19 protein-coding genes are annotated in these 24,280 nt (G+C 30.8%); 3 read left to right on the plus strand and 16 right to left on the minus strand.

Translation table 11 applies throughout. The annotated features are described in order from the left end of the window. Positions 1–48: 48 nt before the first annotated feature. From ACYEKI_RS19560 to ACYEKI_RS19590, 7 genes are all read right to left on the minus strand, one after another. The gene (locus ACYEKI_RS19560; RefSeq protein ID WP_459212900.1) at positions 49–1,950 is read right to left on the minus strand and encodes a DUF349 domain-containing protein; all 1,902 of its coding nucleotides are present in this window, start codon (positions 1,948–1,950) and stop codon (positions 49–51) included. Between the two features lie 149 nt (positions 1,951–2,099). Continuing rightward, positions 2,100–2,831, minus strand: coding sequence for a shikimate dehydrogenase family protein (locus tag ACYEKI_RS19565; protein WP_459212917.1), 732 nt, complete (start codon positions 2,829–2,831; stop codon positions 2,100–2,102). Positions 2,832–2,864: 33 nt separating this feature from the next. Next, complete coding sequence (locus ACYEKI_RS19570; protein ID WP_459212901.1) at positions 2,865–3,890, minus strand: DUF368 domain-containing protein; 1,026 nt, start codon at positions 3,888–3,890, stop codon at positions 2,865–2,867. Positions 3,891–3,893: 3 nt separating this feature from the next. Next, complete coding sequence (locus tag ACYEKI_RS19575) at positions 3,894–4,859, minus strand: DUF368 domain-containing protein (protein WP_459212902.1); 966 nt, start codon at positions 4,857–4,859, stop codon at positions 3,894–3,896. A 134-nt stretch (positions 4,860–4,993) separates the two neighbouring features. Next, positions 4,994–6,385 (minus strand): tetratricopeptide repeat protein, encoded by a 1,392-nt coding sequence (locus ACYEKI_RS19580; RefSeq protein ID WP_459212903.1) that lies wholly within the window; start codon positions 6,383–6,385, stop codon positions 4,994–4,996. A 271-nt stretch (positions 6,386–6,656) separates the two neighbouring features. Further along, positions 6,657–7,844, minus strand: coding sequence for an aspartate aminotransferase family protein (locus tag ACYEKI_RS19585; RefSeq protein ID WP_459212904.1), 1,188 nt, complete (start codon positions 7,842–7,844; stop codon positions 6,657–6,659). A gap of 17 nt (positions 7,845–7,861) precedes the next feature. Next, complete coding sequence (locus ACYEKI_RS19590; protein WP_459212905.1) at positions 7,862–9,595, minus strand: OstA-like protein; 1,734 nt, start codon at positions 9,593–9,595, stop codon at positions 7,862–7,864. A 366-nt stretch (positions 9,596–9,961) separates the two neighbouring features. Between ACYEKI_RS19590 and ACYEKI_RS19595 the strand changes: the two genes are divergently transcribed. Together ACYEKI_RS19595 and ACYEKI_RS19600 are read left to right on the plus strand one after the other, a co-directional pair. Next, a complete protein-coding gene (locus ACYEKI_RS19595) occupies positions 9,962–10,675 on the plus strand; it encodes a hypothetical protein (RefSeq protein ID WP_459212906.1) in 714 nt (237 codons plus the stop codon). A 116-nt stretch (positions 10,676–10,791) separates the two neighbouring features. Then, positions 10,792–12,585, plus strand: coding sequence for a PGAP1-like alpha/beta domain-containing protein (locus tag ACYEKI_RS19600; RefSeq protein ID WP_459212907.1), 1,794 nt, complete (start codon positions 10,792–10,794; stop codon positions 12,583–12,585). A 49-nt stretch (positions 12,586–12,634) separates the two neighbouring features. Here the strand turns inward: ACYEKI_RS19600 and ACYEKI_RS19605 are convergent, their stop codons facing one another. The 9 genes from ACYEKI_RS19605 to thrS form a co-directional block, all read right to left on the minus strand. Next, entirely contained in the window at positions 12,635–13,906 is a 1,272-nt protein-coding gene (locus tag ACYEKI_RS19605) for an adenylosuccinate synthase (RefSeq protein WP_459212908.1), read from the minus strand. A gap of 9 nt (positions 13,907–13,915) precedes the next feature. Next, positions 13,916–14,374, minus strand: a complete 459-nt coding sequence (locus ACYEKI_RS19610) for a Fur family transcriptional regulator (RefSeq protein ID WP_459212909.1) — start codon at positions 14,372–14,374, stop codon at positions 13,916–13,918. A gap of 30 nt (positions 14,375–14,404) precedes the next feature. Then, positions 14,405–16,609 carry a RelA/SpoT family protein gene (locus ACYEKI_RS19615; RefSeq protein WP_459212910.1) on the minus strand — a complete coding sequence of 735 codons (2,205 nt, stop codon included), beginning with the start codon at positions 16,607–16,609 and terminating at the stop codon, positions 14,405–14,407. A 51-nt stretch (positions 16,610–16,660) separates the two neighbouring features. Further along, positions 16,661–17,893 (minus strand): M48 family metallopeptidase, encoded by a 1,233-nt coding sequence (locus ACYEKI_RS19620; RefSeq protein WP_459212911.1) that lies wholly within the window; start codon positions 17,891–17,893, stop codon positions 16,661–16,663. Positions 17,894–17,917: 24 nt separating this feature from the next. Then, positions 17,918–18,727 carry a TrmH family RNA methyltransferase gene (locus ACYEKI_RS19625; protein WP_459212912.1) on the minus strand — a complete coding sequence of 270 codons (810 nt, stop codon included), beginning with the start codon at positions 18,725–18,727 and terminating at the stop codon, positions 17,918–17,920. A 76-nt stretch (positions 18,728–18,803) separates the two neighbouring features. Continuing rightward, positions 18,804–19,148, minus strand: a complete 345-nt coding sequence (rplT, locus tag ACYEKI_RS19630; protein ID WP_459212913.1) for a 50S ribosomal protein L20 — start codon at positions 19,146–19,148, stop codon at positions 18,804–18,806. A 114-nt stretch (positions 19,149–19,262) separates the two neighbouring features. Next, a complete protein-coding gene (gene rpmI, locus ACYEKI_RS19635) occupies positions 19,263–19,460 on the minus strand; it encodes a 50S ribosomal protein L35 (RefSeq protein WP_459212914.1) in 198 nt (65 codons plus the stop codon). Between the two features lie 53 nt (positions 19,461–19,513). Further along, positions 19,514–20,038: a translation initiation factor IF-3 gene (infC, locus tag ACYEKI_RS19640; RefSeq protein WP_459212918.1), complete on the minus strand. Its 525-nt coding sequence runs from the start codon at positions 20,036–20,038 to the stop codon at positions 19,514–19,516. A 63-nt stretch (positions 20,039–20,101) separates the two neighbouring features. Beyond that, on the minus strand, positions 20,102–22,045 hold the full coding sequence (gene thrS, locus ACYEKI_RS19645) for a threonine--tRNA ligase (RefSeq protein ID WP_459212915.1): 1,944 nt from the start codon (positions 22,043–22,045) through the stop codon (positions 20,102–20,104). A 350-nt stretch (positions 22,046–22,395) separates the two neighbouring features. On the opposite strand from thrS, the gene ACYEKI_RS19650 reads away from it, so the two are divergent. Beyond that, complete coding sequence (locus tag ACYEKI_RS19650; protein ID WP_459212916.1) at positions 22,396–24,069, plus strand: M64 family metallopeptidase; 1,674 nt, start codon at positions 22,396–22,398, stop codon at positions 24,067–24,069. The last annotated feature ends 211 nt before the right edge of the window (positions 24,070–24,280 follow it).

Below are 24,280 nucleotides of genomic sequence, written 5' to 3' on the forward strand. Positions count from 1 at the left end.
ATTATGATTAATCAAGAGGCTTTTTTTGAATTAATGATAGTAACGCGACTACATTAATTGTTTTAATTTATTTAATTTATCTTTCCACGTATCCAAAGCATCATTATGTTTAGCAATGTTTTTACGTACTTCTTTTACTAGAGGATTATCATCTTTAGCATTTTTAAAGAATAATAAGTTATTTTCTAACTGACGAATTTCACCTTTAACTTCATCAATCTTTTTACGAATGAAATTTTGTTCGTTACGCAATGCTCTATCATCACCTTGGTTAGTCATAGAATTAACCTTGTTTTCAAACTTAACCATCTCAGTTTCTTTACGACTCATGTTAAGTTTTTCAAATAAACTATCAAGAACTTTATTGTAATCAGTTTCGATAGAACGTTTATTATAAGGTACTCTTCCTAATGATTTCCATGTATTGATATTACTTTTAATAACGTCTATATCAACTTTAGGATCACCGCTTAATTCTAACTCTTTTAAAGCGCTAAGATGATTTTGCTTTTTAGTATAAGCTTCTTCTTCTTCTTTATTTAATTCATTGCGTTGTGCATGGATTTTATCAAAATAAGAATTACAAGCATCTTTAAAACGTTTCCATATTTTATCACTTTCTTTTCTAGGAACGTGACCAATCTTTCTCCAATCTGCTTGAATTTTTTTCATTAATGGAGTAACAACTTCAAAGTCATCACTGTCTTTATTTTCTTCGGCGATGCGAATAAGCTCTAGTTTTTTATTTAAATTTTCGAACTGATCCTTTTTGAGATTTTTATAGAACGCATTTTTATTGCGGTTAAAATCACGAACTGCAGTTTTAAATTCACTCCATGTTTGTTCGTTAACTTTAGAAGGTACTTTTCCAGCATTAAAGAAAGATTCTCTTAAAGCTTCTATTTCTTTAATTTTGTTTTGCCAGTCTTTATGGTTGTTAGGTTGGTCTTTACTAACTTCTATAATATTAGCAATAATACCTCTTTTTACATCAAGATTTTGCTCATAAACTTTATCAATTTCTTTATAGTATTGCTGGCGATTATCGTGTATTTGTTTTGTTAATTCACTAAATTTTTGCCAGATCAATTCTCTGTGCTCTTTAGCAACAGGACCTAAATCCTCTTTCCACATTTTATGAAGTAATTGTAACTCTCTAAATGCACGATTTACATCTGTTTCTTGAGCTAATTCTGTAGCACGATCAATGATCTTTAATTTTTGTTCAAGATTATGTTTAAAATCTAAATCTCTAAAATCTCTATTAAGATGTAAGAAATCATAGAAGTTTTCTGTATGATGATGATAAGTATTCCATACAGTATTGTAACGATCTCTAGGTATAGGACCAGCATTACGCCAACGCTCTTGAATTTCTTTAAAGTGATTATATGTAGAGCTAATGTTTTCATCTAAATTTAATAAACCTTTTAGCTCTTCAATAATCTCTAATCGCTTATTTAAATTAGATTGTAGATCTTTCTTTAAATTCTGGTAATAATTATTTCTTTTTTCTTTATAATCAAAGTAAACTGAGTTGAATTCCTTTTTAATAGGAGTTGAATAGTAGAAATCTATAATATTTCCTCCTTCAGCAAGAAATTCTTCTTTTTTTTGTTCAAGCTCTTCATTAAACTTAGCATTGAATTCGTATTTGATTTCTTCAACATGTTCTTTTATCGCTTGAACTTTATGAGAATTCAGTAAGTTTTTGAACTCAGAAACCAAGGCATCTTTGCTCATGGCATGATAATCTTTCTTTTCAATGTCAAAACGTTCGGCAGCAGTTTCATCTTCACTATCTTCTGCTACAGCTTCGTCCATCTGATTCTGGATATGATCTTGATCAGATGTAGCATTGTTTTGCTCTTCTGTGGTAGCATTTATGATTGTTTCTTCTTTTTCCTTGCTGTTTCCATCTGCTTGTTGCAGGTTATCCTGTGTTGACATTTTATTAAATGTTTTAGTTTACTGATAATTAATATATGCGTAAGATACTAACATCTTACAAAAACTCAAAAGAGAATAATGAGTTTTGAAGCTAACATATATTATTTAATCAAAATATGTTAATTTTATATAAGAAAATTATGTGTTTTTTATGAGTTCCAAATCTCCCAAGCTTTTTCTGCTTGTAAAATCAGCATTTTTAACCCATTGATAATTGTAGCTCCTTTTTCTTTTCCTTTTTTTAGAAATGTAGTGGTTTCTGGATTATAAATTAAATCATATAGAATATGAGAGGTAGTGAGATATTCATAAGGAATATCTGGGTAATGATCTGTATTAGGATGTGTACCTATAGGAGTACAATTAATAATTAATTTGTAATCATGAATAATATCTTGATCTAGTTGATGATAAGCTAATTGATCTTCATCTGGGTTTCTAGAAACAAAGGTATATTGTATACCTAAAGACTCTAAAGCATAGGCTATGGCCTTTGATGCTCCACCAGTTCCTAATATCAAAGCTTTTTTGATATTAGAATGTAAATGAGGTGTTAGTGAATTTTTAAAACCATAATAATCACTATTATAACCAATTCGATTACCATTAGGATCAAACTTGATAACATTTACAGCTCCAATTTTCTTTGCAATTGGATCTAAACTATCAAGATATGGAATAATCTGTTCTTTATACGGAATGGTTACATTTAATCCTCCTATTTCGGTATTTGATAAAACAGTTTGAATATCAGCTATCACAGGAATATCAAAATTTACATAAGTCGAAGCAATAGCTTCTTTAGAGAATTTATCTGAAAAATATCCTCTTGAGAAAGAATAACTAATTTGTTTACCTACTAATCCGTATGTTTTCACAATGTATGTATTTTAATAATAAATATATAGAAGAATTTAATGTGGCTTTTTTATCCTACTTTTTCCGTACCATTCTAATCCTAAAACAATTCCTAACCCTAAAATTATATAAAGTATTGCTATATAAGTTTGTCCTAAACTTAAATCAGGAAAAAAACGATCATAATTATCCAAAATAGGATTTCCTTTTGTATCGTATAAGGTATTCCCTAAAACATCTAATTTAAAAACTTTAGTTTTCCAGGGCCATACGACTCCCAATGAACCTGCAATAAAACCTATGATTAGAGCAAAAGTAATGTTTTTGTAATGTTTTAATAAATAGCCCAATGCATGTGATAAGATTACCAGACCAGATGCAGATCCTAGAGTAAATACAACTAATACTTTTAATAAACGAATACGTTCTGGATTATCGATAAAAGAATAATCTCCTTGAATACAATTAGAAATAGTATCGTATAAAGCATTTACAGAATCCACTAATAAAAGAACATAATTACCTAAAAGAATAAGAATAAAAGACCCTGATAGACCAGGTAAAGTCATTCCTGAAACACTTATGATTCCACAAAAAAATACAAACCATAGGTTATCATTTTCTGTGGCAGGATTTAATAAACTTATGCTTACACCTGCAAGAATACCTAATATGAGAACAGTGATATTGCGAACGCTCCAATCATTAAAATCCTTTAAGATATATAAAATTGAACCTATGATCATCCCAAAAAAAGTAGACCATACATAAAGTTCATAATGAATAATCAAATAATCCAGTAGTTTAGAAACACTAAAGTAACTAATAAGCATTCCTAGAATAAGAAAGCCTAGAAATTTACCATTGATATATCTCCAAAAACTAGAAAACCTTAAATTAATCAACAATTTAAAAGCCTTGCCATTCATTTTTTGAAGAGAATAGATAAACTCTTCATAAAAGCCTGCAACAAAAGCAACAACACCACCAGAAACACCAGGAACTTTGTTTGCAGCTCCCATAGCAATTCCTTTAATAATTAATAAAAGTTTATCGCTTATCGTTCTCGTGTTATGTGGCATATATTATTTTCCTTTTTGTGCAGCTATACGTTCTAAACTAAAAATTAATAAGAACCCAATAATGATAAATATAATAACCATCATAATTTGTGGGTCATTTTTATATTGGTCGGGGAAAATACTTTTTTCTAATAAAGGAACTTTTTCTTGATGGGAATTTAACCTCCAGCTTAATACTTTTTTCCATGGCCATAATTTGTTAAGTGAACCAATCATAAATCCAGTTAATAAGGCTAAGGTCGTATTTTTATGATTTTTAAACATCCAGTTTAATGCTTTTGAAAAAAGTTTTAAACCTAAAACAGCACCAACAGCTATAATTAAAACTTTAACTATAGCATTCCATAAAAGGTCTAGGTCAAATTTAAAAATACCATCTCTCAATTGATTAAGAATATCGATGAATGTTTGATAAGCACCTAGAAGTAAAAGAATAAATGCACCAGACACCCCTGGTAGAATCATAGCAATAATAGCAATAAATCCGCAAAATAATAAATAGAGATTACTATCTGGAGAAGCTATCGGTTCTACAATAGTAATAAAATAGGAGAGGACAGATGCTATTAATAAAGGAATAATAGTTTTAATATTCCATGAAGTTATCTGTTTTCCTATATAAATAATACTAGCTAACACTAAGCCAAAGAAAAAAGCCCATAGCAATAGTGGTTGATTAAATAATAACCATTTAATAATTTTTGCTAGAGATAAGATGCTTATAGCAATTCCGCAGAAAAGAGCTAAAAGAAAAGATAGATTATAAGAATTCCATGCGGATTTAAAACCTTCTTTTTTCCAAGCCTTAAAAAAGCCTAGATCAAGTTTATTGATAGTTTCTATTAGTTCTTCATAAATACCAGAAATAAAAGCAATAGTACCTCCTGAAACACCAGGAACTACATCTGCAGCTCCCATTGCTAAACCTTTAATAGCAATAAAGAAATAGTCCTTTAGACTTTTTTGCATAAGTATCGTTTTTTACAAATGAGTAAATTCGAGATATTAATATCACCAAGTCATTACTAATAACAAATGTAGGTAATTTTAAATGGAATTACCTAAGCAAAAGATGACGATCTTGTTATGTATAAACTTAAAATTTAAAGATAAGTTTTAATGATATTCTGTACTATTGATAAGGTATACACACGAGGAAATAGTTCTTCTAAAATAATATGATATTCAGTGTCTATAGATAGCGCTTGCTTTAAGAAATTCTCACCTTTTTCAAAGTTTTGAGTTTCATAAAATAAACCTGCAAGACGATAGAGTATCTCTACATTTTCTGGATAAAATTCTATAGCTTGAAAAAGATTGTGTCTCGCGGCCTCATATTCACCTAGAAATTTTAAGATATCTGAACGAGAAAGCCAGGTTTCTAATTCATAATTTCCTAGTTCCAAAGCTTTTCTATAACCTCTTTCTGCTTCTTCAAAAAAAGATAAACGATTGTTTATAGTGGCATAACGTTTCCAGTATAATACGTTTTCACTATCAATGCTTATGGCTTTATTGATATAGTATAAAGCTTTTTGAAAATTTTTCTTTCGCATATAAAAATCAGTAATAGCAATCCACCCTTTGTCTAATAGAGGATCTTCATGTACTGTGCGTGAAAAATATTGAATAGCAAGGTCATATTGACCTAATTGCTCATAACATTTACCAATACGTAACAAAGCAAAAGAAGTAGGATCATCTAATTCTAGAGTGATCTTATAATTTTCTATAGCTTCAGGATAACGCTTTAATTTCTCTAATACTTTACCTTTTTCTAGATAAGCACCAATAAAATATTCGTCACTTATGATAGCAAAATCAAAAGAAGTAAGTGCCTTTTTATACAATTCAAGATCGTAATATTGTTTACCTACTTGATGCCAAGCAACTTCACAATAAGGATTTTTGTCCAAGAAAGCATTTAAATATTTAATAGCTTCGGTATGCTGTTCTAATATATCAAAGCAATAAATAATATTGTAAAGAGAAGAATAATCTTCAGGATCATTCTCTAGACAATACATAAAATTAATTTTTGCATGCTCATAATCATCAAGAAACAAATATTCCATTCCTAATAAAGAATAAACATCAGCTGGATCTTTGGTATAACCCAAAGCCATTTTTAATAATTGAATAGCTTTTTTATGATCGTGCTGTTTAGAAAGTATATTTGCTTTTTGAATATAGACTTCTTCGTTTTTAGGTTCAATAGCATGTAATTCTGCCAAGAGATCATCGGCTTTATCAAGCTGATTTTCAAAAACCATAACTTCTACACGTAATAAGCGTAGACTTATAGAGGAAGGATGTTGAGATAATCCTAGAGATAAAGCTTTTTTTGCCTTAGCAATTTTTCCATTTTCGATGTAATAATCAATAATCGATTCAAACTCATTTGAATCAAAGAATTTCACATCGTTTGACTTCAACATGGATTCAAAACGATTGAGTGAAAGACTTGCTTCTTCTTCTTCATGGTTATAGTTCATGCACGTTTGATTATGATATTAAACATTGTTTTTGGAGCGAAGTAAAAATAGACATTTATGTTACACCTTCTAGATATAGTTATGAACAACACAACCCAGTGTAAATATAAATAATAGAAAACAGGATTTTTAATTCGCTTTCCCGAGTACATAAATTAGATATTACTGATTTCTACTATTCTAAATTTACGAATGAAAACTAGAAATGTTAACCTATGCAATCAATTGTTGTTAACAAACTAATTAACAAAATATGTACCATGAGTAGTTTTTATGCCTCAATTTGATCCAAAACGGATAAAATTATACGGCAACCTTCTTTTATTTCTTCTTCAGAGATAGTTAACGGAGGAGTAATACGTACTGCTTTAGGTTCAAAAAGTAACCAAAACAGGATTAAACCTTGATCTTGACACTTCAAAATGACTTGATTAGTGATTTCGGCAGAAGGAGTCATAAAGGCCAACATTAATCCTTCACCTCGTATTTCTGTAATTAAAGGGTGAATTAATAAGGATCTAAATAATTGCTCTTTTTGCAGAGTAGCTGCCATTAAGTCACTCTCTGTAATTTCCTGTAATGTTGCCAGACAAGCTGAAGCAATGACAGGGTTTCCACCAAAAGTTGTAATATGACCTAACTTGGGATTATCTTGCAATTGATCCATTAATTGAGGTGAAGTAGTAAAAGCACCTACAGGAAGTCCTCCTCCCATACCTTTACCCATAACTACAATATCTGGAACAACATTGTATTTTTGAAAACCAAATAGAGTTCCAATGCGTCCAAAACCAGGTTGGATTTCATCCAAAATCATTACAGCACCAACTTCGTCACAGCGTTTACGTACTTTTTGTAAATAATTATCAGAAGGTATTATAAAACCAGCCCCACCTTGGATAGTTTCAAGAATAACTCCAGCTGTTTTTTCTGTGATAAAATTTAAATCATCTTCATTATTAAACTCAATAAAAGAAACATCGGGTAGTAAAGGTCTGAAAGCTTGTTTACGTTCTTCATACCCCATAACACTCATTGATCCCATAGTATTACCATGGTAAGCTAATTTTGCAGCAATAATTTCGCTTCTTCCTGTAACTCTTCTAGCGAGTTTTAGCGAACCTTCAATCGCTTCTGTTCCCGAATTGGTTAAATAAGTCTTTTCTAAAGGAGCAGGTAAGTGCTGAGCTAATAATTTTGTTAGTGCTACTGCAGGTTCTTGGATATATTCACCATAAACCATTACATGCAAATATTTATCTAATTGCTCTTTTACAGCTTGTATAACTCTAGGATGTTTATGACCTAAACTGCAAGCAGAAACACCAGCTACAAAATCTAAATATTTTGAACCATCTTTTGCGTAAATATAACTACCTTCTGCATGAGAAATTTCCATAGCAAGAGGATGAGGAGATGTTTGCGCTTGATATTGAAAAAAATCGTCTTTTAAGGGCATTGGTAAAGAGCAATAAGTTATTCGTTAATCTTCTTAGGTGATTTTTTATCTAAAGAGAGTGGTTTTTTCTCTTTCTTTTTTAAATTTTGATCAGCATCTTTATAATCCTTGGATTGTAATCGCGATTTATCCGAAGTATTTTCTTCTAATCGTTTTACGGTTTCTTCATCAAAGAAATCTGCCTCATCTTTTGGTAGCGGTAAGCCTTTTATTTTAATTAATTTAGGAGGTGCTTCACCTTTAAATAAATCGGCTTTGGATAAAATTTCTTCATCCCCTCTCCAATGAAACCCAGAAAGTTCTCTGGCATTTTCAGGTAAATCTTGCTCTCTATAAAGTGTTCCGTCTACATTTTGATAATAATAAATATCTTCGATATCTCTATTTTTAAGTAAGAGTTTTATTGAACTGGATAACACTTTATTAATACCAATTAGTTTTAAATCACCTTCACTCTCACGTTGATAAAATATAGTTTCGGTATTTTTATCAATATCAACTTGATATAACTCATTGTCTTTAAAGAGTCCATATAGAGCTTGACCTTTTACTTGATTATAACCCGCTTTTAGAGTGTCTTCTTGAGCAATAAAAGCATTAGGATAAACATGTAAAGAATCTAATTTTTCTGTTTTTGTATTAGATATAAGCGTTATAGTATCTCCGGTCATTTGGTTTCCCTGAGCCCATAATATCGGATTACCTAAAAGCTTGGTATATCCCGTTATCTGATTTACATTAATAGAGTCACTTTTTCCGCTCATATTCTTTTTATAGATACGAACATCTCTAAAACCATTCATAATACGTTGGTTAGGTTTACCTGTAACCATTAGAGTATCACTATGTATAAAAATAGAATCTTTTTCTTGTAAAGTAGCTGCAAGAGCTCTTTTAGTAATGAAGACAGAATCTTTATCTTTAAAAACTTCGGCATAATGCCCCGTTATAATACTATTGTTAGCAGTATCAATAACTTTAATGTTATTTGTAGCAGAAGCAAAATTAGTTGTACTGTTAAAATACAAGCTGTCTCCTTTTACAGTTCTATTATCATAATCTATTCTAGCTTTTTTTATAGCATAGCCAATACTAGTTTTAGAGTTATAAAATCCTCTTTCACAATAAACAGTACTTTCTTTACCTTTAATAGTTGTAGGTCCATAAACATAGATATGACCATTTTCTGAAAAATAATCTAAACGATCAGAATTTACTTTATTTTCTGGATCAATTACTTCTACATCTGAGTAAAAAGAATATTGTTTACGATCCATAAAATAACGACCAATAACACTTGTTAATGTTTTTGTTGAATCCTTAACTATACCACCGCTTCTATAATAAGCCTGTTGTTTGATACGATCAAAAAATAAGGTGTCAGTTTTTAAAGTATTATTAGGTGTCTCAAGAAAAACATCATCACTAGCAAAAGCAAATTTGGTATTTCCGTTATACTCGGCATATTTACTTTTCATAGAGATAGTATCTCCTTGTTTCATTTTTACATTACCAGAAGCTTTTACAAATTTACTTTGGTCATAATAAATGGCTTGATCACACCAGATTTCAACACCATCATGTTCCATATAAATTTGTTTGTCTATAGAAACCAAGATAGTCGCACCAGGATATTTCTCTTCATCTTTGATAGTCCTGTCTGATGTAATATTGATTTTTTTTACTTCTTGAGCGATTCCTAAATTGTGAAATAGGAATATGGCACATATAATTAGAAAAATATTTTTCAAGCTAATTGTATTTGTGTGCAAAATAACGAAAAATGTATCAAATGATTGTGTTGTATATAGAAATATAAGAGTGCTTAAATTAAAATATTTATAAAGAAAAATGCATTAACAAATGATAACTGTCAAATTAGATCTACATAAAAATTTTAATTTATAAAATGATTTAAAATAGGAGTATATAGCTTTATAAAATGACAATTATGGTAAATAAAGTAGTAAAAAATGTCAATTTGATATAAAATAATTTATTGGATGAGTTTCTAAAAAGTGATTATATAATAAGATGTATTTTAGCTTTTGAATTATGGTTTTACCGTAAAATGTATCCGTAAATCTTATCAGAAAGATTGTAAATATTTAGACAAGATGATAAAAAAACTATTCTTTTTAATATTGGTATGTGGACAATTAGGTTATGCTCAGATAGATGAGAATAGTGTATTAGGCTTGCCTGTTGCAACGACAGCAGAAATGCTAGCTGTAACAAGAGCTAATGAAGGAGCGGTGGTCTATAATACAGATGATAAGAATGTTTATAGATGGAACGGTACTATTTGGGAAGCCATAGGAAATGGCTCATCTGGAGATATAACAGGAGATATTAAATATAGTGTTCGTAATACAGATCATAATGGCTGGTATGTTTTAAATGGTAGAGCGATAAATACGTTGCCCACAAATGCAAGAACAGCAGCTATAGATTTGGGATTTACATCGAGTCTGCCCAATGCTAGTGATAGAGTATTAAAACATCCTAGAGGAGGAGAAACTATAGGTGATGTTGGAGGGCAAGCAACAACAACATTGACACGAGCGAACTTACCTGATATTAATTTTAACGGGACTACTACAACTGGAGGAAATCATAGACATTCAATAAGTGGAATCTTCCAGAACTTTCAGTTGATTAACAGAGCTGATAATTTTTTGAATGTAATGAGATCAGGAGGAAATACTAATACTTCTAGAACAGGAAATCACAGTCATAATGTGACTGTCAATAGTGGAGGAGGTGATCAGGCTTTTGAAAGATATCAGCCATTTCTGGTAATTAATAGTTTTATTTATTTAGGAGAATAGATTTTTTAAGTAAAACACTTTAGAAATGTTAAAATAACTATAAATCAGTATTTTTTTAACAAGTAAAAGAAGTTGATTATTTAGTTTTAGTACAACACAAACTAAATACAACTTATATGAAATTAAAACTTACCTTGATACTACTATTATGTTGTGTCATTACGTATTCACAATCTTTTGTTGAAGTCCAATTACCCATACCTGAGCGAGTAAGTTCTTTATTTATAGGGCCAATAACAAAATCTACAATTCATTTTGGAGCTAAACCTCCTAATTATAACGGGAAGGTAATCCTTTTTAATCATGGATATATAGATCTTAATCAAACACAGTTTTTATTTAATAATTCATTTTATGAAGAAACCTATAAAGAAGGTTATCAAGCAGTATTTGTAGCAACAACTAGAGGAGAAGGATTCTGGAAAAATGGAGAGTTACTAGCAGAATCTATAGATAGAATTACAACAAAATACCATGTTACAGATGTATATATTGTAGCGCATAGTAATGGAGGAAAAGCTGCCGAAGCAGCAATGTATCATTATGGAAAGAAAGATAAAGTGAAAAAGGTTTTTGCGTTAGGAACTCCTTTTTGGGGAACGTATTTAGCTAATATTGCAGAATTTCCGTTACTAAATTGGGCATGGAGACTTACTGGTTTGAGTGAAGGATCTAGAACATCTACTACATACTATTGCGAAGATGTAGTTAGGCCATATTTTGATAATCATCCAGATAATGAACCTGAGAAATTTGTAGTATTAGGAACCTCAGGTTTTTATAACGGATCTACATTAGCAGCTCCAATAATGTTAGCTACAGGAGGTGTTTTAAGAGCAGCTCAAGGAGTTAATGATGGTGTTGCACCATATGATAGTACATTAAGACCAGGAGCAACCTATGTATATAGTAAGAATGATTCAAGAGCAATTCATGATCATGTAGATGTAGCTTTGGGACAGTTTAGTTGGTCGTATATTAAAACATTTTTAGATAACGATAATAGAAGTAATAGTAATCTAGAATATAAGAAAGCTCAAAAGCATAAACAGATAGAAAGTGATTATTATATAATAACTTCTTCAGGCGAAAATAAGAACATTGTTTTGGACGAGAAAAGCCAAAATGGAGTTTTATATCTGTTACACGAAAACGAACAAGCCGATTTTACTGTATATAATGATTTTAATGAGAAAATAGAAGATCAAAAAAAGTATAGAAAAGGTTTAAATGAAACAGTAATTCCTATTCAAAAAGGTATGTCTAGAATAGAAGGAGATACTAGATATCTAGGAATATTGAAACAAATCAATGATGTCAAGATGACTTTTGAGCATAAAATAAATGAAATAGTAGAAATTGATTTCAAAAAAGAAGAGAAAAACCTTGATATAACTTCAGTTAATGTTTCAGCAATATTAATTAGAAAATCAACTTTAACAGGAGAAAACGTTGAAGAAAATTATAAACGAGTTGAATTTGAAGAGAAAAATGGAAAGTATAGCTATGATATAAGCCAATTAGAAGATGGAGTTTATAGTATGTTTTTAAATGCTGAAAAAGATAATAGTTTTAAAAGATCATTAATCTCAGGTTTTGCTAAAGGACAGTTAAACAAGGAAGATTTTACTCAGAGAAATAGTTTATTAGAAGATAAAAAACAACAAAAAGCTATATTATATCCTACAGTAATAAAAAATAAAGCAAGTTTGAAGTTTGTATCTCAAGAAGTTTTTAAACAAATCAAAATATACGATTATTCAGGACGCTTAATTACGTTATTTGATATAGAAGAAAATCAGCAGGATAATGATGAAATAGATATATCTCACCAATTAGGACTTTTAAAAAGCGGAATATATTTGATGACATTAGACGAAGAACAAACAATTAAGTTTATTAAAGAATAAGAAAAAAGGAGGTCGATAGACCTCCTTTACTATTTTAAAACTAGAAAAATTATTTTTTAATAGTTTGTTTTCTATCTGGACCTACAGAAACAATAGTGATAGGAGTTTCAAGCTCTTTTTCTAAAAAGGCTATATAATCATTCATTTCTTTAGGTAATTGAGAAGCCTCAGTCATTTGTGTAAGATCCTCTTTCCAACCTTTCATCTCAGTATAAATAGGTTCAAGGTTTTGAGGCTCTATATTATATGGTAAATGAGTAATTGTCTCTCCATTGTAATTATATGCAGTACATATTTTGATAGTTTCAAAACCACTCAAAACATCACCTTTCATCATCATTAATTGAGTAACACCATTTACTTGAATAGCATATTTTAAAGCTACAAGGTCAAGCCAACCACATCTACGTGGTCTACCTGTAGTAGCTCCAAACTCATGACCTACACGAGCCATAGTTTCTCCATCATTGTCAAATAGCTCTGTAGGGAAAGGTCCACTACCAACACGAGTAGTGTAAGCTTTAAAAATCCCAAAAACCTCTTTGATTTTATTAGGAGCAATACCTAAACCAGTACAAGCTCCAGCTGCAGTAGTATTTGACGAAGTTACAAATGGATATGTCCCAAAATCGATATCTAATAAAGAACCTTGAGCCCCTTCTGCAAGAATAGATTTACCTTCTTTTTGAGCTTGAAAAAGATATTCCTCACTATCGATAAACGTTAATGTTTTTAAAGTTTCAATAGCTTCAAAGAATTCTTCTTCTAGTTCTTTTAAATTGTATTCTATTTTAGCATTATAAAAATCAATCATAGCCTCATGTTTATCTGCTAAAGAACGATAGCGATCTTTCCAATCACTAAGTTCTAAGTCACCTATACGAATACCGTTTCTACCCGTTTTATCCATATAAGTAGGACCTATACCTTTAAGTGTTGATCCTATTTTTGCTTTACCTTTTGAGGCTTCAGAAGCTGCATCAAGAATGCGATGTGTAGGAAGTATTAAGTGTGCTTTTCTAGAAATCAATAATTTAGATTTATAATCAATATTGTATTTTTCAAGATTGTCTAATTCTTTCTTGAAAATCACAGGATCGATTACAACTCCGTTTCCTACTAGATTAATTGCTTTTTCATGAAATATACCGCTAGGTATAGTGTGTAAAACATGCTTAATACCGTCAAATTCTAAAGTATGCCCTGCATTAGGACCACCTTGAAATCGAGCAATGATGTCATAATTTTGAGTAAGAACATCTACAATCTTACCTTTACCTTCGTCTCCCCATTGAAGACCAAGTAATAAATTTACAGCCATTAGTGTGTTTTAGTTTGTTGGTTGCTTTTTGGTTCCGTAAAAATATAATGAGTGATTAGTGATTTCAACATCAAAAATCTCTTCTATAGTTTTCTTAATAGATTGTATACGTGGATCACAGAATTCCATTACTTCTCCTGTGTCTGTCAAAATTAAATGATCGTGTTGCCTGTCAAAATATGACTTTTCATATTGTGCTTGAGTTTGCCCAAACTGATGTTTACGCACTAGTTTACAATCCATTAATAATTCAATAGTATTGTAAAGTGTAGCACGGCTTACACGATAATTTTTGTTTTTCATTTTAATATATAAAGATTCTATATCAAAATGATCGTCACTATCATATATCTCTTGAAGTATAGCATAACGTTCTGGAGTTTTTCTATGACCATTTTCTTCTAAGAATTTGGTAAATACTCCTTTTACTATCTCTTGATCGTCTTGTGAAGTGTTCTGTGTGCTCATACGCTTAAAAAAGCAAATTTACATTATTTTTTATTGTCTTGTAACTTTATCGATACCGTTTATTTTAGATAAATTTTGAATAACAGTTTTTAAGGTGTTATTATTTTTTACCCCAACAGTGATTTTTCCAGTAAATACGCCATCATTAGTATCAAAATTCATATTGTAAATAGCAAGGTGCATATTGTTTGAAATAATTTGAGTTACTTCATTAACAACACCAATATTATCAATACCATTTAATTTAATTACGGCTCTAAACTCTTCTTGAGTAGAATCTATCCATTTTGCACTCATAATGCGATAAGCATAATTACTTTGTAGTTGAAGTGCATTAGGGCAGTTCTTTTTATGAACCTTAATACCTTCGTTTACAGTAATAAAACCAAAAACATCATCGCCAGGGATAGGATTACAACAATTAGCGAGTTTATATTCTAATTTTTCACTTTCTTTTCCAAATACTAATAAATCGTATTTTGAAGTGATTTCTTCTTTATGAACCTCTTCGGTATTGCCTTTACGAATTTTATTTTTGATAAAATTCATAAATACATTACTACGTGTAGTAGCAAACTCCTTTATTTTTTGATTATCGATAGTACCAATACCTACACGATAAAATAGGTCTAGACTAGTTTTTAATTTAAAATAGAGAACGAGTTCGTTTACTACTTTTTCATTAAGAGTGATTTTTTGCGAACGCAATTTACGTTTAAGTATAACTTTTCCTTCCTCGGCAATTTGTTTCTTTTCTTCTTTTAACGAAGATTTAATTTTTGCACGAGCTCTAGCAGTTGTAGCATAATCTAACCAGTTTGAAGTAGGCTTAGATTTATCTGAAGTAATGATTTCTACTTGATCACCACTTTTTAAAACATGACTTAAGGGGACTAATTTACCATTGACGCGTGCCCCTCTTGTACGTAAACCTACCTCGGTATGTACACTAAAACCAAAGTCTAAAGCAGTAGCGCCTTTAGGTAATGATTTTAAATCACCATTAGGTGTAAAGACAAAAATCTCTTTTGCATATAGATTAAGTTTAAATTCTTCAACAAAATCAACAGCATTTGTTTCAGAGTTTTCTAGAGCCTCTTGCAAACGATTAAGCCATCCATCTAGACCTTGATCTTGTTTCTCGTTAGTATTTTTGTACTTATAGTGAGCAGCATATCCTTTTTCTGCTATTTCATGCATACGTTCACTACGTATTTGTACTTCTACCCATTTGCCATCAGGTCCTATTACAGTAATATGTAAAGCTTCATATCCTGTGGATTTGGGTTGTGAAATCCAATCACGTAAACGAATCGGATTAGGACGGTAGTAATCAGTAACTATAGTATAAATTTTCCATGCAATAAATTTCTCATTAGCACGGTCACTACGATATATAATACGAATGGCAAACTTATCATAAACTTCATCAAAGCTTACATTCTGTTTGACCATTTTTCTGCGTATAGAATAGATAGATTTAGGTCTCCCTTTAATATCATATGACAAGCCTTCTTTATCTAGACCTTCACATATTTTGTCAGAAAAGCGTTTGATATAGGCATCTTGCTCTTCTTTACTATCTTTTATTTTTTCTAAAATATCTTTATATACATCAGGTTCGGTGTATTTTAATCCTAGATCTTCTAGTTCTGTTTTGATATTGTATAAACCAATACGATGAGCCAGAGGTGCGTAGATATAAAGTGTTTCTGATGCAATTTTAACCTGCTTATCAGGACGCATTGAGTCCATCGTTTGCATATTGTGTAAACGATCAGCAATTTTGATAATGATTACTCGTACATCATCATTAAGCGTGAGTAACATTTTTCTAAAGTTCTCAGCCTGTAATGAAATGTCTTTATCCTTATTGAGATAAGAAATCTTTGTTAAACCATCAACAATTCTGGCAATAACCTCTCCAAACATTTGTTCAATGTCCTCAAGAGTATAATCAGTATCTTCTACAACATCATGAAGTAAAGCTGCAGCAATAGAAGTGGCATCAAGACCTATTTCGCTTGCTACAATTTTAGCTACAGCTATAGGGTGGAAAATATAAGCTTCTCCACTTTTTCTTCGTTGTTCTTTATGGGCGTCAACAGCAACATCAAAAGCTTGACGAATTAATTTTTTATCGTCAGTACTTAGGTCGCGATAACTTATCCGAAGCAGTTCTTTGTATTCCTTCGCAATTTTTTTGTTTTCTTCTTCTATTTCTGTTTCCGTCATCAAATAAAAATACAATTAAGAATTGTAAGAAACAAGTGATAGGCTTATTCGTTATTGTTCTAAATTTTTAATTCGTTGTAACAGAGTAGGGTGTGAGTAATGCATAAAAACATATGCTGGATGAGGAGTTAAATTGCTTAAGCTATTTTTTGATAATTTTTTTAAACTACGAATTAATGCAGGAGCATTAAAAGTGTTTTTTGCATAGTTGTCTGCTTGATATTCAAATGTTCTAGATACCATATTCATAAACAAGCCAGTAATTTCTGTAATAGGGGTATATAAAATACCAAAAGCAATTAAACCAATATGAAATGAAGGTTGAGAAACTCCCAAAGCTTCAGCTAATAAAGGAGAATTAATAAATATGGATAATAACCACAAAGTGAATCCAGTCAATAAAATAGAAAGTATTAAATTATAAATGATATGGCGTTTCTTATAATGACCAACTTCATGAGCTAATACAGCAACTATTTCATCAACTTCTAAATCTTTAATCAATGTATCGTATAATGTAATACGTTTTTCACTTCCTAGACCAGAGAAATAAGCATTGGCTTTTGTACTGCGTTTTGAACCATCAATAACAAAGATGTTGTTAAGTTTAAAACCAACTTTTTCTGCATAAACTTGAATATGAGTTCTAAGTTCACCTTCCTCAAGAGGAGTTTGTTTGTTGAATAAAGGAACAATAAATCTGGCATAGAACATATTCATTAATAAACTAAAAATTATAACAAGTCCCCATGCATACAACCAAAAAGAAGGGCCTGTAAAATTATAAAACCAAATAATAGCTGCTAAAATACTTCCTCCTAATAACATTAGCATGAGAAGGTTTTTTAGTTTATCTACAAAAAAGGTTTTAAGTGACATTTTATTAAAACCAAATTGTTCTTCGATTACAAAAATTTGATAATAAGAAGAGGGGAGAGAAATGATTTCACCACCGATTATGATAAAACCAAAAAATAATAGTCCTACAAGAATATCATTATTAGAAAAAGTTCGTACAAAATTGTCGAGCAAGGCAAAACCATCAAAAGCTAAAAAAGCCAACATGGTAAATAATGAAATAGAAGAAGTGATTAATTTAAATTTAAAATTAACCTTTTTATAAGCTATAGATTTTTGATATTCATCTTTTGGATATACATCTGCGAGTTCATGAGGAATTTTTTTAGAGAAATGTTTAGCATTAAAAACGTCAAGAATAGAATCTATAAAATGAACGATAATGATAATAATTAATAATATATAAAAAAGGGTAGATGCGCTCATGATAGGATGTTAGTCTAGATGTTTTTAAAAAGTAAAATTACGTTGTCGCTTGGCTTCAAAAATTAAAATCCCAGCAGCCACAGAAACATTCATAGAATCAATAGCACCACTCATTGGGATAATAATATTTTGAGTAGTGTTGTCTATCCATTTAGAACTGAGTCCAGTAGCTTCTGTACCAACGACAATTGCGGTAGGTTTAGTATAATCAAGAGTATGATATGCTACAGATGCTTGAAGTGCAGCACCGTAAATATTAATATTATGACCTTTTAAATAATCCAATATTTCTTCTGTAGTTCCTACAGCAATTGGAGTAGTAAACAAGCAACCTACACTAGAACGTATAATATTAGGGTTATACATATCTGTTTTAGGATTGGCGATACATACCAAATCGACATTAGCTGCATCTGCAGTACGTAATAAAGCTCCTATGTTACCAGGTTTTTCTGGAGCTTCAGCAACTAGAATTAACGGCTTTTTAGTTGATAATTCAACCGAAGAAATATGAAGTTCTTTAGTTTTGGCAACGGCCAAAATACCCTCTGTAGTACCTCTAAAAGCTAATTTTTGATAAACTTCATTTGAAATTATAACTTTCTCGATAGAAGAATGAGAATCTACTAAGAGCGCATTAAGATCTTCGATCGAGATCAAATCATCGCAAAAAAATAGTTGAGTGATTTCATAACCACCTTTTAATGCTAAACTTAATTCTCGTTGTCCTTCAATTAGAAATAATCCTTCTTTTTTTCTAATTCGTGATTTTTCTTTTAAAGTAGAAAGAAATTTTATGTGAGAATTTTGAGTACTGTTAATCTGTTTATACATAGGGTGCAAAGATAAAAAATCCGCTCAATTGAGCGGATTTCTATATAAGTGAGATAATTATTGTTGTTATAAAAAATTACTTTACTTTCTCTACAATCGCTTTAAAAGCTTCAGGATTGTTCATAGCTAAGTCAGCAAGAACCTTACGGTTTAACTCGATGTCATTAGCTTTAACTTTTCCCATAAATTGAGAGTAAGACATACCGTGTAAACGAGCACCTGCGTTAATACGAGTGATCCATAAAGCACGGAAAGTTCTTTTTTTGTTTCTACGATCTCTATAAGCATATGACATTGCTTTATCAACCGCATTTTTTGCTACTGTCCAAACGTTTTTACGACGTCCAAAGTAACCTTTAGCTTGCTTAAGAACTTTTTTTCTTCTAGCTCTTTTTGCAACAGAATTTACTGATCTAGGCATAATTTAAATTTTTTAGTAGTAGGCGATCTCTTATAATTAATTTAAGATACTTTAATTGAGCCTAACTCCTGGGTTTACAATAATTTTAACCGAAAATCGGTATCAAAAATAGAATTACTTTAAACGTAATTGTTGTTTGATACTGTTTTCATCACTCTCATGTACTAATGTAGCATGAGTTAAAGCTAATTTACGCTTCTTAGACTTCTTTGTTAAGATGTGACTTTTAAAAGCGTGCTTTCTTTTAATTTTACCAGTACCAGTAAGCTTAAAACGCTTCTTTGCACTGGATTTAGTTTTCATTTTAGGCATTGTGTGCTCTGTATTTAGATAAAAATCTCACTCATCTATTGTTAGTGATTATACTATTTTACCTTTTTAGGTGCAATAAACATAATCATCCTTTTACCTTCTAGTTTAGGCATTTGCTCAACTTTACCATATTCTTCTAGCTCTTGTGCTAGTCTAAGAAGTAAAATTTGCCCTTGATCTTTATAAATTATAGAACGACCTTTAAAGAAAACATAAGCTTTTAATTTTGCACCTTCTTGCAAAAATTTAATAGCATGTTTCTTTTTGAATTCATAATCATGATCATCTGTATTAGGACCAAAACGAATTTCTTTAACAACTACTTTACTAGCTTTAGATTTAAGAACTTTTTCTCTCTTTTTTTGTTCGTAAAGGAATTTTTTATAATCCATAATTTTACAAACAGGAGGTACCGCCTTAGGAGAGATCTCTACTAAATCTAATTCTTGCTCTTCTGCAAGAGCTAATGCTTTTCTTGTAGGGTAAATACCTACTTCTATATTATCACCTACTAATCTCACCTCGTCTACGCGAATTTTTTGATTAATTCTGTGCGGATCTTCTTTTACCTGTCTTATAGGTTTCCGGCTTTTTTTTCTTCTTATTGCTATGGCTATAAAATTTTAGTTAAACGTATTTAATTATCTAAATGATTTAAGTGTACTGTTAATTTCGTTTTTAATTAATTCTGAAAACTCTTCCACTGAAATCGATCCTATATTTTCACCTCCGTGTTTACGTACAGAGATAGTGTTATCTTTTTCTTCTTGTTCCCCTACAATTATAATATAAGGAAATTTATTGATTTCTGCCTCTCTAATCTTCTTACCTACAGTCTCATTCCTATGATCTGTAAGGGCGCGAATTTCGTCATTTTCTAGCAAATTTAAAACTTTTTCGGCGTATTTTTCATATTTCTCGCTGAGAGAGAGAATAATAGCCTGCTCAGGCATTAACCATAACGGGAAATTACCACCTGTATGTTCTAGTAAAATAGCTATAAAACGCTCCATACTTCCAAAAGGTGCACGGTGAATCATTACAGGTCTGTGTGACTCATTATCAGCGCCTTTATAAGTAAGGTCAAAACGTTCTGGTAAATTGTAATCTACTTGTATAGTCCCTAATTGCCAACTTCTTCCTAAAGCATCTTTCACCATGAAATCAAGTTTTGGACCATAAAAAGCAGCTTCGCCAGATTCGATAACATAATCTAACCCTTTCTCTTTGGCAGCATTGATAATAGCATTTTCTGCTTTTTCCCAGTTTTCAGCATCACCAATATATTTTTCTGGTTTAGATAGATCTCTAACAGATACTTGAGCTGTAAAGTTATCAAACCCTAATGATCCAAAAACATATAATACAAGGTCAATAACCTTTTTAAATTCTTCGTCTAATTGATCTGGAGTACAGAAAATATGTGCGTCATCTTGAGTAAAACCTCTTACACGTGTTAATCCGTGTAACTCTCCACTTTGCTCATAACGATAAACAGTACCAAACTCGGCAAAACGTTTTGGTAAATCTCGATAAGACCAAGGCCCACTCTTATATATTTCACAGTGATGAGGACAGTTCATAGGTTTCAATAAAAACTCTTCACCTTCTGCAGGAGTATTTATTGGTTGGAAACTATCTTCTCCATACTTAGCATAATGACCAGAAGTAACATATAACTCTTTTTGACCAATATGAGGCGTTACTACCATTTCGTAACCAGCTTTTTTCTGAGCTTTTTTCAAAAATTGCTCTAAGCGATCACGTAAAGCAGCACCTTTAGGTAACCATAACGGAAGTCCTTGACCTACTCTTTGAGAAAATGTAAAAAGACCTAGTTCTTTACCTAATTTTCTGTGATCACGTTTTTTAGCCTCTTCTAGAAGTGCTAAATATTCTTTTAATTCTTTCTGTTTAGGAAAAGAAGTACCATAGATACGAGTTAATTGAGGCTTATTTTCGTCTCCTCTCCAATATGCACCTGCTACACTCATAATCTTAACGGCTTTGATCAAGCCTGTATTAGGGATATGTCCACCACGACATAAATCTGTAAAAGTATCGTGATCACAAAAAGTAATAGTGCCGTCTTCTAGATTCTCAATAAGTTCTACTTTGAACTCGTTATCTTGATCTTTATATAATTGTAAAGCCTCTGCTTTTGTAACAGAACGCATTTTGAAATCATGTTTTCCTCTAGCAATTTCTAACATTTTATCCTCAATACGCTTAAAATCTTTATCAGATATAGAGTGTTCACCTAAATCTACATCATAATAAAAACCATTTTCAATTGCAGGGCCTATAGTAAGTTTAACACCAGGGTATAATTCTTCAAGGGCTTGCGCCAAAACATGAGATGAAGAATGTCTGAAGGCAGTTTTACCCTCATCATCTTTCCATGTATATAAAACAAGATTACCATCGGTGGTAAGTTGGGTAGAGGTTTCAATGGTTGTATCGTTGAATTTTGCAGATATTACATTTCTAGCGAAACCTTCGCTGATATCTTTTGCTACATCCATAGCGGTAACACCACTATTGTACTCTCTTACCGAATTGTCAGGTAATGTTATTTTTATCATAAGAATTAATAAATAAATTTAAGTAGCAAATATAATACGATAAAGAAACCCGTACAATAGAATAATGTAAATTAATTTATAAGATACCTTAATATATAGCTGAATTACCAAAAAATGAATGATTTTATATGACCTAGAATGGATTGATTAAAAAGATGAATAATTTCACCTCTAATTACTTATGCGAGTTTGTGATAAATAAATATAGTATGACAGTATAAAAAAGGTGGTGTTAACGTAAACATCGAATATATAGAAAAGCTACTTTTGCGCGCTCTTCCCCTAGGTTTAAAGATTACGTGATGAGAACGTAAATTTTTAATTTAATAAAACCCCAAGTTATGAGAAAAATGAATTCAATATTCATGTTTCTGTGTGCAGTATTAATAAATCTAACAGCACACGCGCAGTATAAAATGACCAAAATTCTAGATAATGGTTCTCCAGAAGAACTATACAATTTGGTTGTAGTAGCCGAAGCCTTTACAGAAAATGAACTTCCTAAGTTTGAAGAGCTAGTAAAACAAATACCAGAAGTATTAAAATTAAACCCTACTTATGCCAAAGTACTAGATAAGATAAATATTTATGCACTACATACACCTTCTGTAGATAATAGTATAAGTCTTAAAATAGCAAGTCCATCAGCTAATGATCCTATTAAAGAAGAAGATTTAAAGGATACTTTTTTCGGGATTTATTTTCAAAATTCTTATAGAGCTTATTTTTTAGATAAAAGCATATCTCTCAAAGCACGAAAAACAGCAGCTACACAACTTCCGTTTACAGATAATGTCATTATTATGGTAAATGGCTTTCAAGGACAACCTATTAGTGGTAGAGCTTCATCTCAAGAAGGAGTATCGGTTTTAGGGTTAAATAGCAATTTTGAAAGTGAATGGGAAAAGTATTTATTAATTCATGAATTAGCACATGCTTTGGCAGGATTATCAGATGGTTATTCTAATTCTAAAGAAGAAGGATTTAATAAGTCAATAATAAATGACCCAGAAACAATAAGGTGGAAAGAAGATTTATCTCATGACGATGTAAGTATTACAAAAGCAAGTGAAGATAATGAAGTATATATACCTAATTTTGAGTGTGTAATGACTTATGGGAAATATGATTATTTCTGCCCAGTTTGTAGTAATAGATTAGAAAACGTAGTGAATACTTCAAAATATGATAGAATTAATGAAATAAGAAAAGTAAATAGAACAGTTATTAATGATCAAGAATATGTATTTAAATTAGATTGGGAAGAAGTCCCGGAAGCAACTTCATATGAGATAGCATACACTAGTAATTATTATGATGAGCAGCAAAATTGGAAAAAAGAAATACAGATAAAAACAGTTTCAGAACCAAGTGTGATATTTAATTTAGAAAACTTTTATAAAAACTTTACAGATAATATTACGATTCGAGCTTATAATGATAAGACAAGTACTAATTTTAAAAATCTGCATATTAGTTTATATGACTATGTAGATAAGGTTACAATAGCTTCACCAGAAATAACTGTTGAAGAAGTGACAGAGACAAGTTGTAAGTTGTTATGGACTACTTCTAAGTATACAAAAGCAACAACAATTAGATTAAGAAATCACAATGGGGCTTTATCAGAGTTTGTAGTAGAGGGAGATAATATAGAATTGTTTAACTTGGAGAGTGGAGCTACATATACTATAGAAATGATAGCATTGGTAAACGATGATTATAGATACCTATATAATACGAGTGAATTATCTGAAGTAATAGAGATTAATTTATTGGAAACTACAGATGATAAACCTAAGATGACATTATACCCTAATCCTACATCAGAATATATAATGATTCAAAATGATGAATCGTTATATGATATGACAAAGTTTCAAATTTATGATGATGAAGGAAACTTAATAAGAAAGAATGGAAAGTATAGGTTAGGGAAGAAGATATATATAAGGAAGCTGAAATCGGGTAAATACTTTTTAAAGTTTGAAAATGGTACTTCATTCCAGTTTGATAAGCAATAATGATATATTAATATTATAGAGAAGCGAGTTCATTGTAACTCGCTTTTTCTTTTTTATCAAAAACCTTTAAAAAAACTTTTGTGTATAAAGCGCTGTAGTATAGGTGTGTAAGGATGTAGGTGAAAAAACTTTAGAAAAAAGATAGGAAAAAGGCTTGTAGAAGTAAAAAAGGGTTGTATATTTGCACCCGCAAAACGGCTAAAGGAAACGA

Source organism: Aquimarina rhabdastrellae (genome assembly GCA_947387485.1).
Classification (GTDB): domain Bacteria; phylum Bacteroidota; class Bacteroidia; order Flavobacteriales; family Flavobacteriaceae; genus Aquimarina.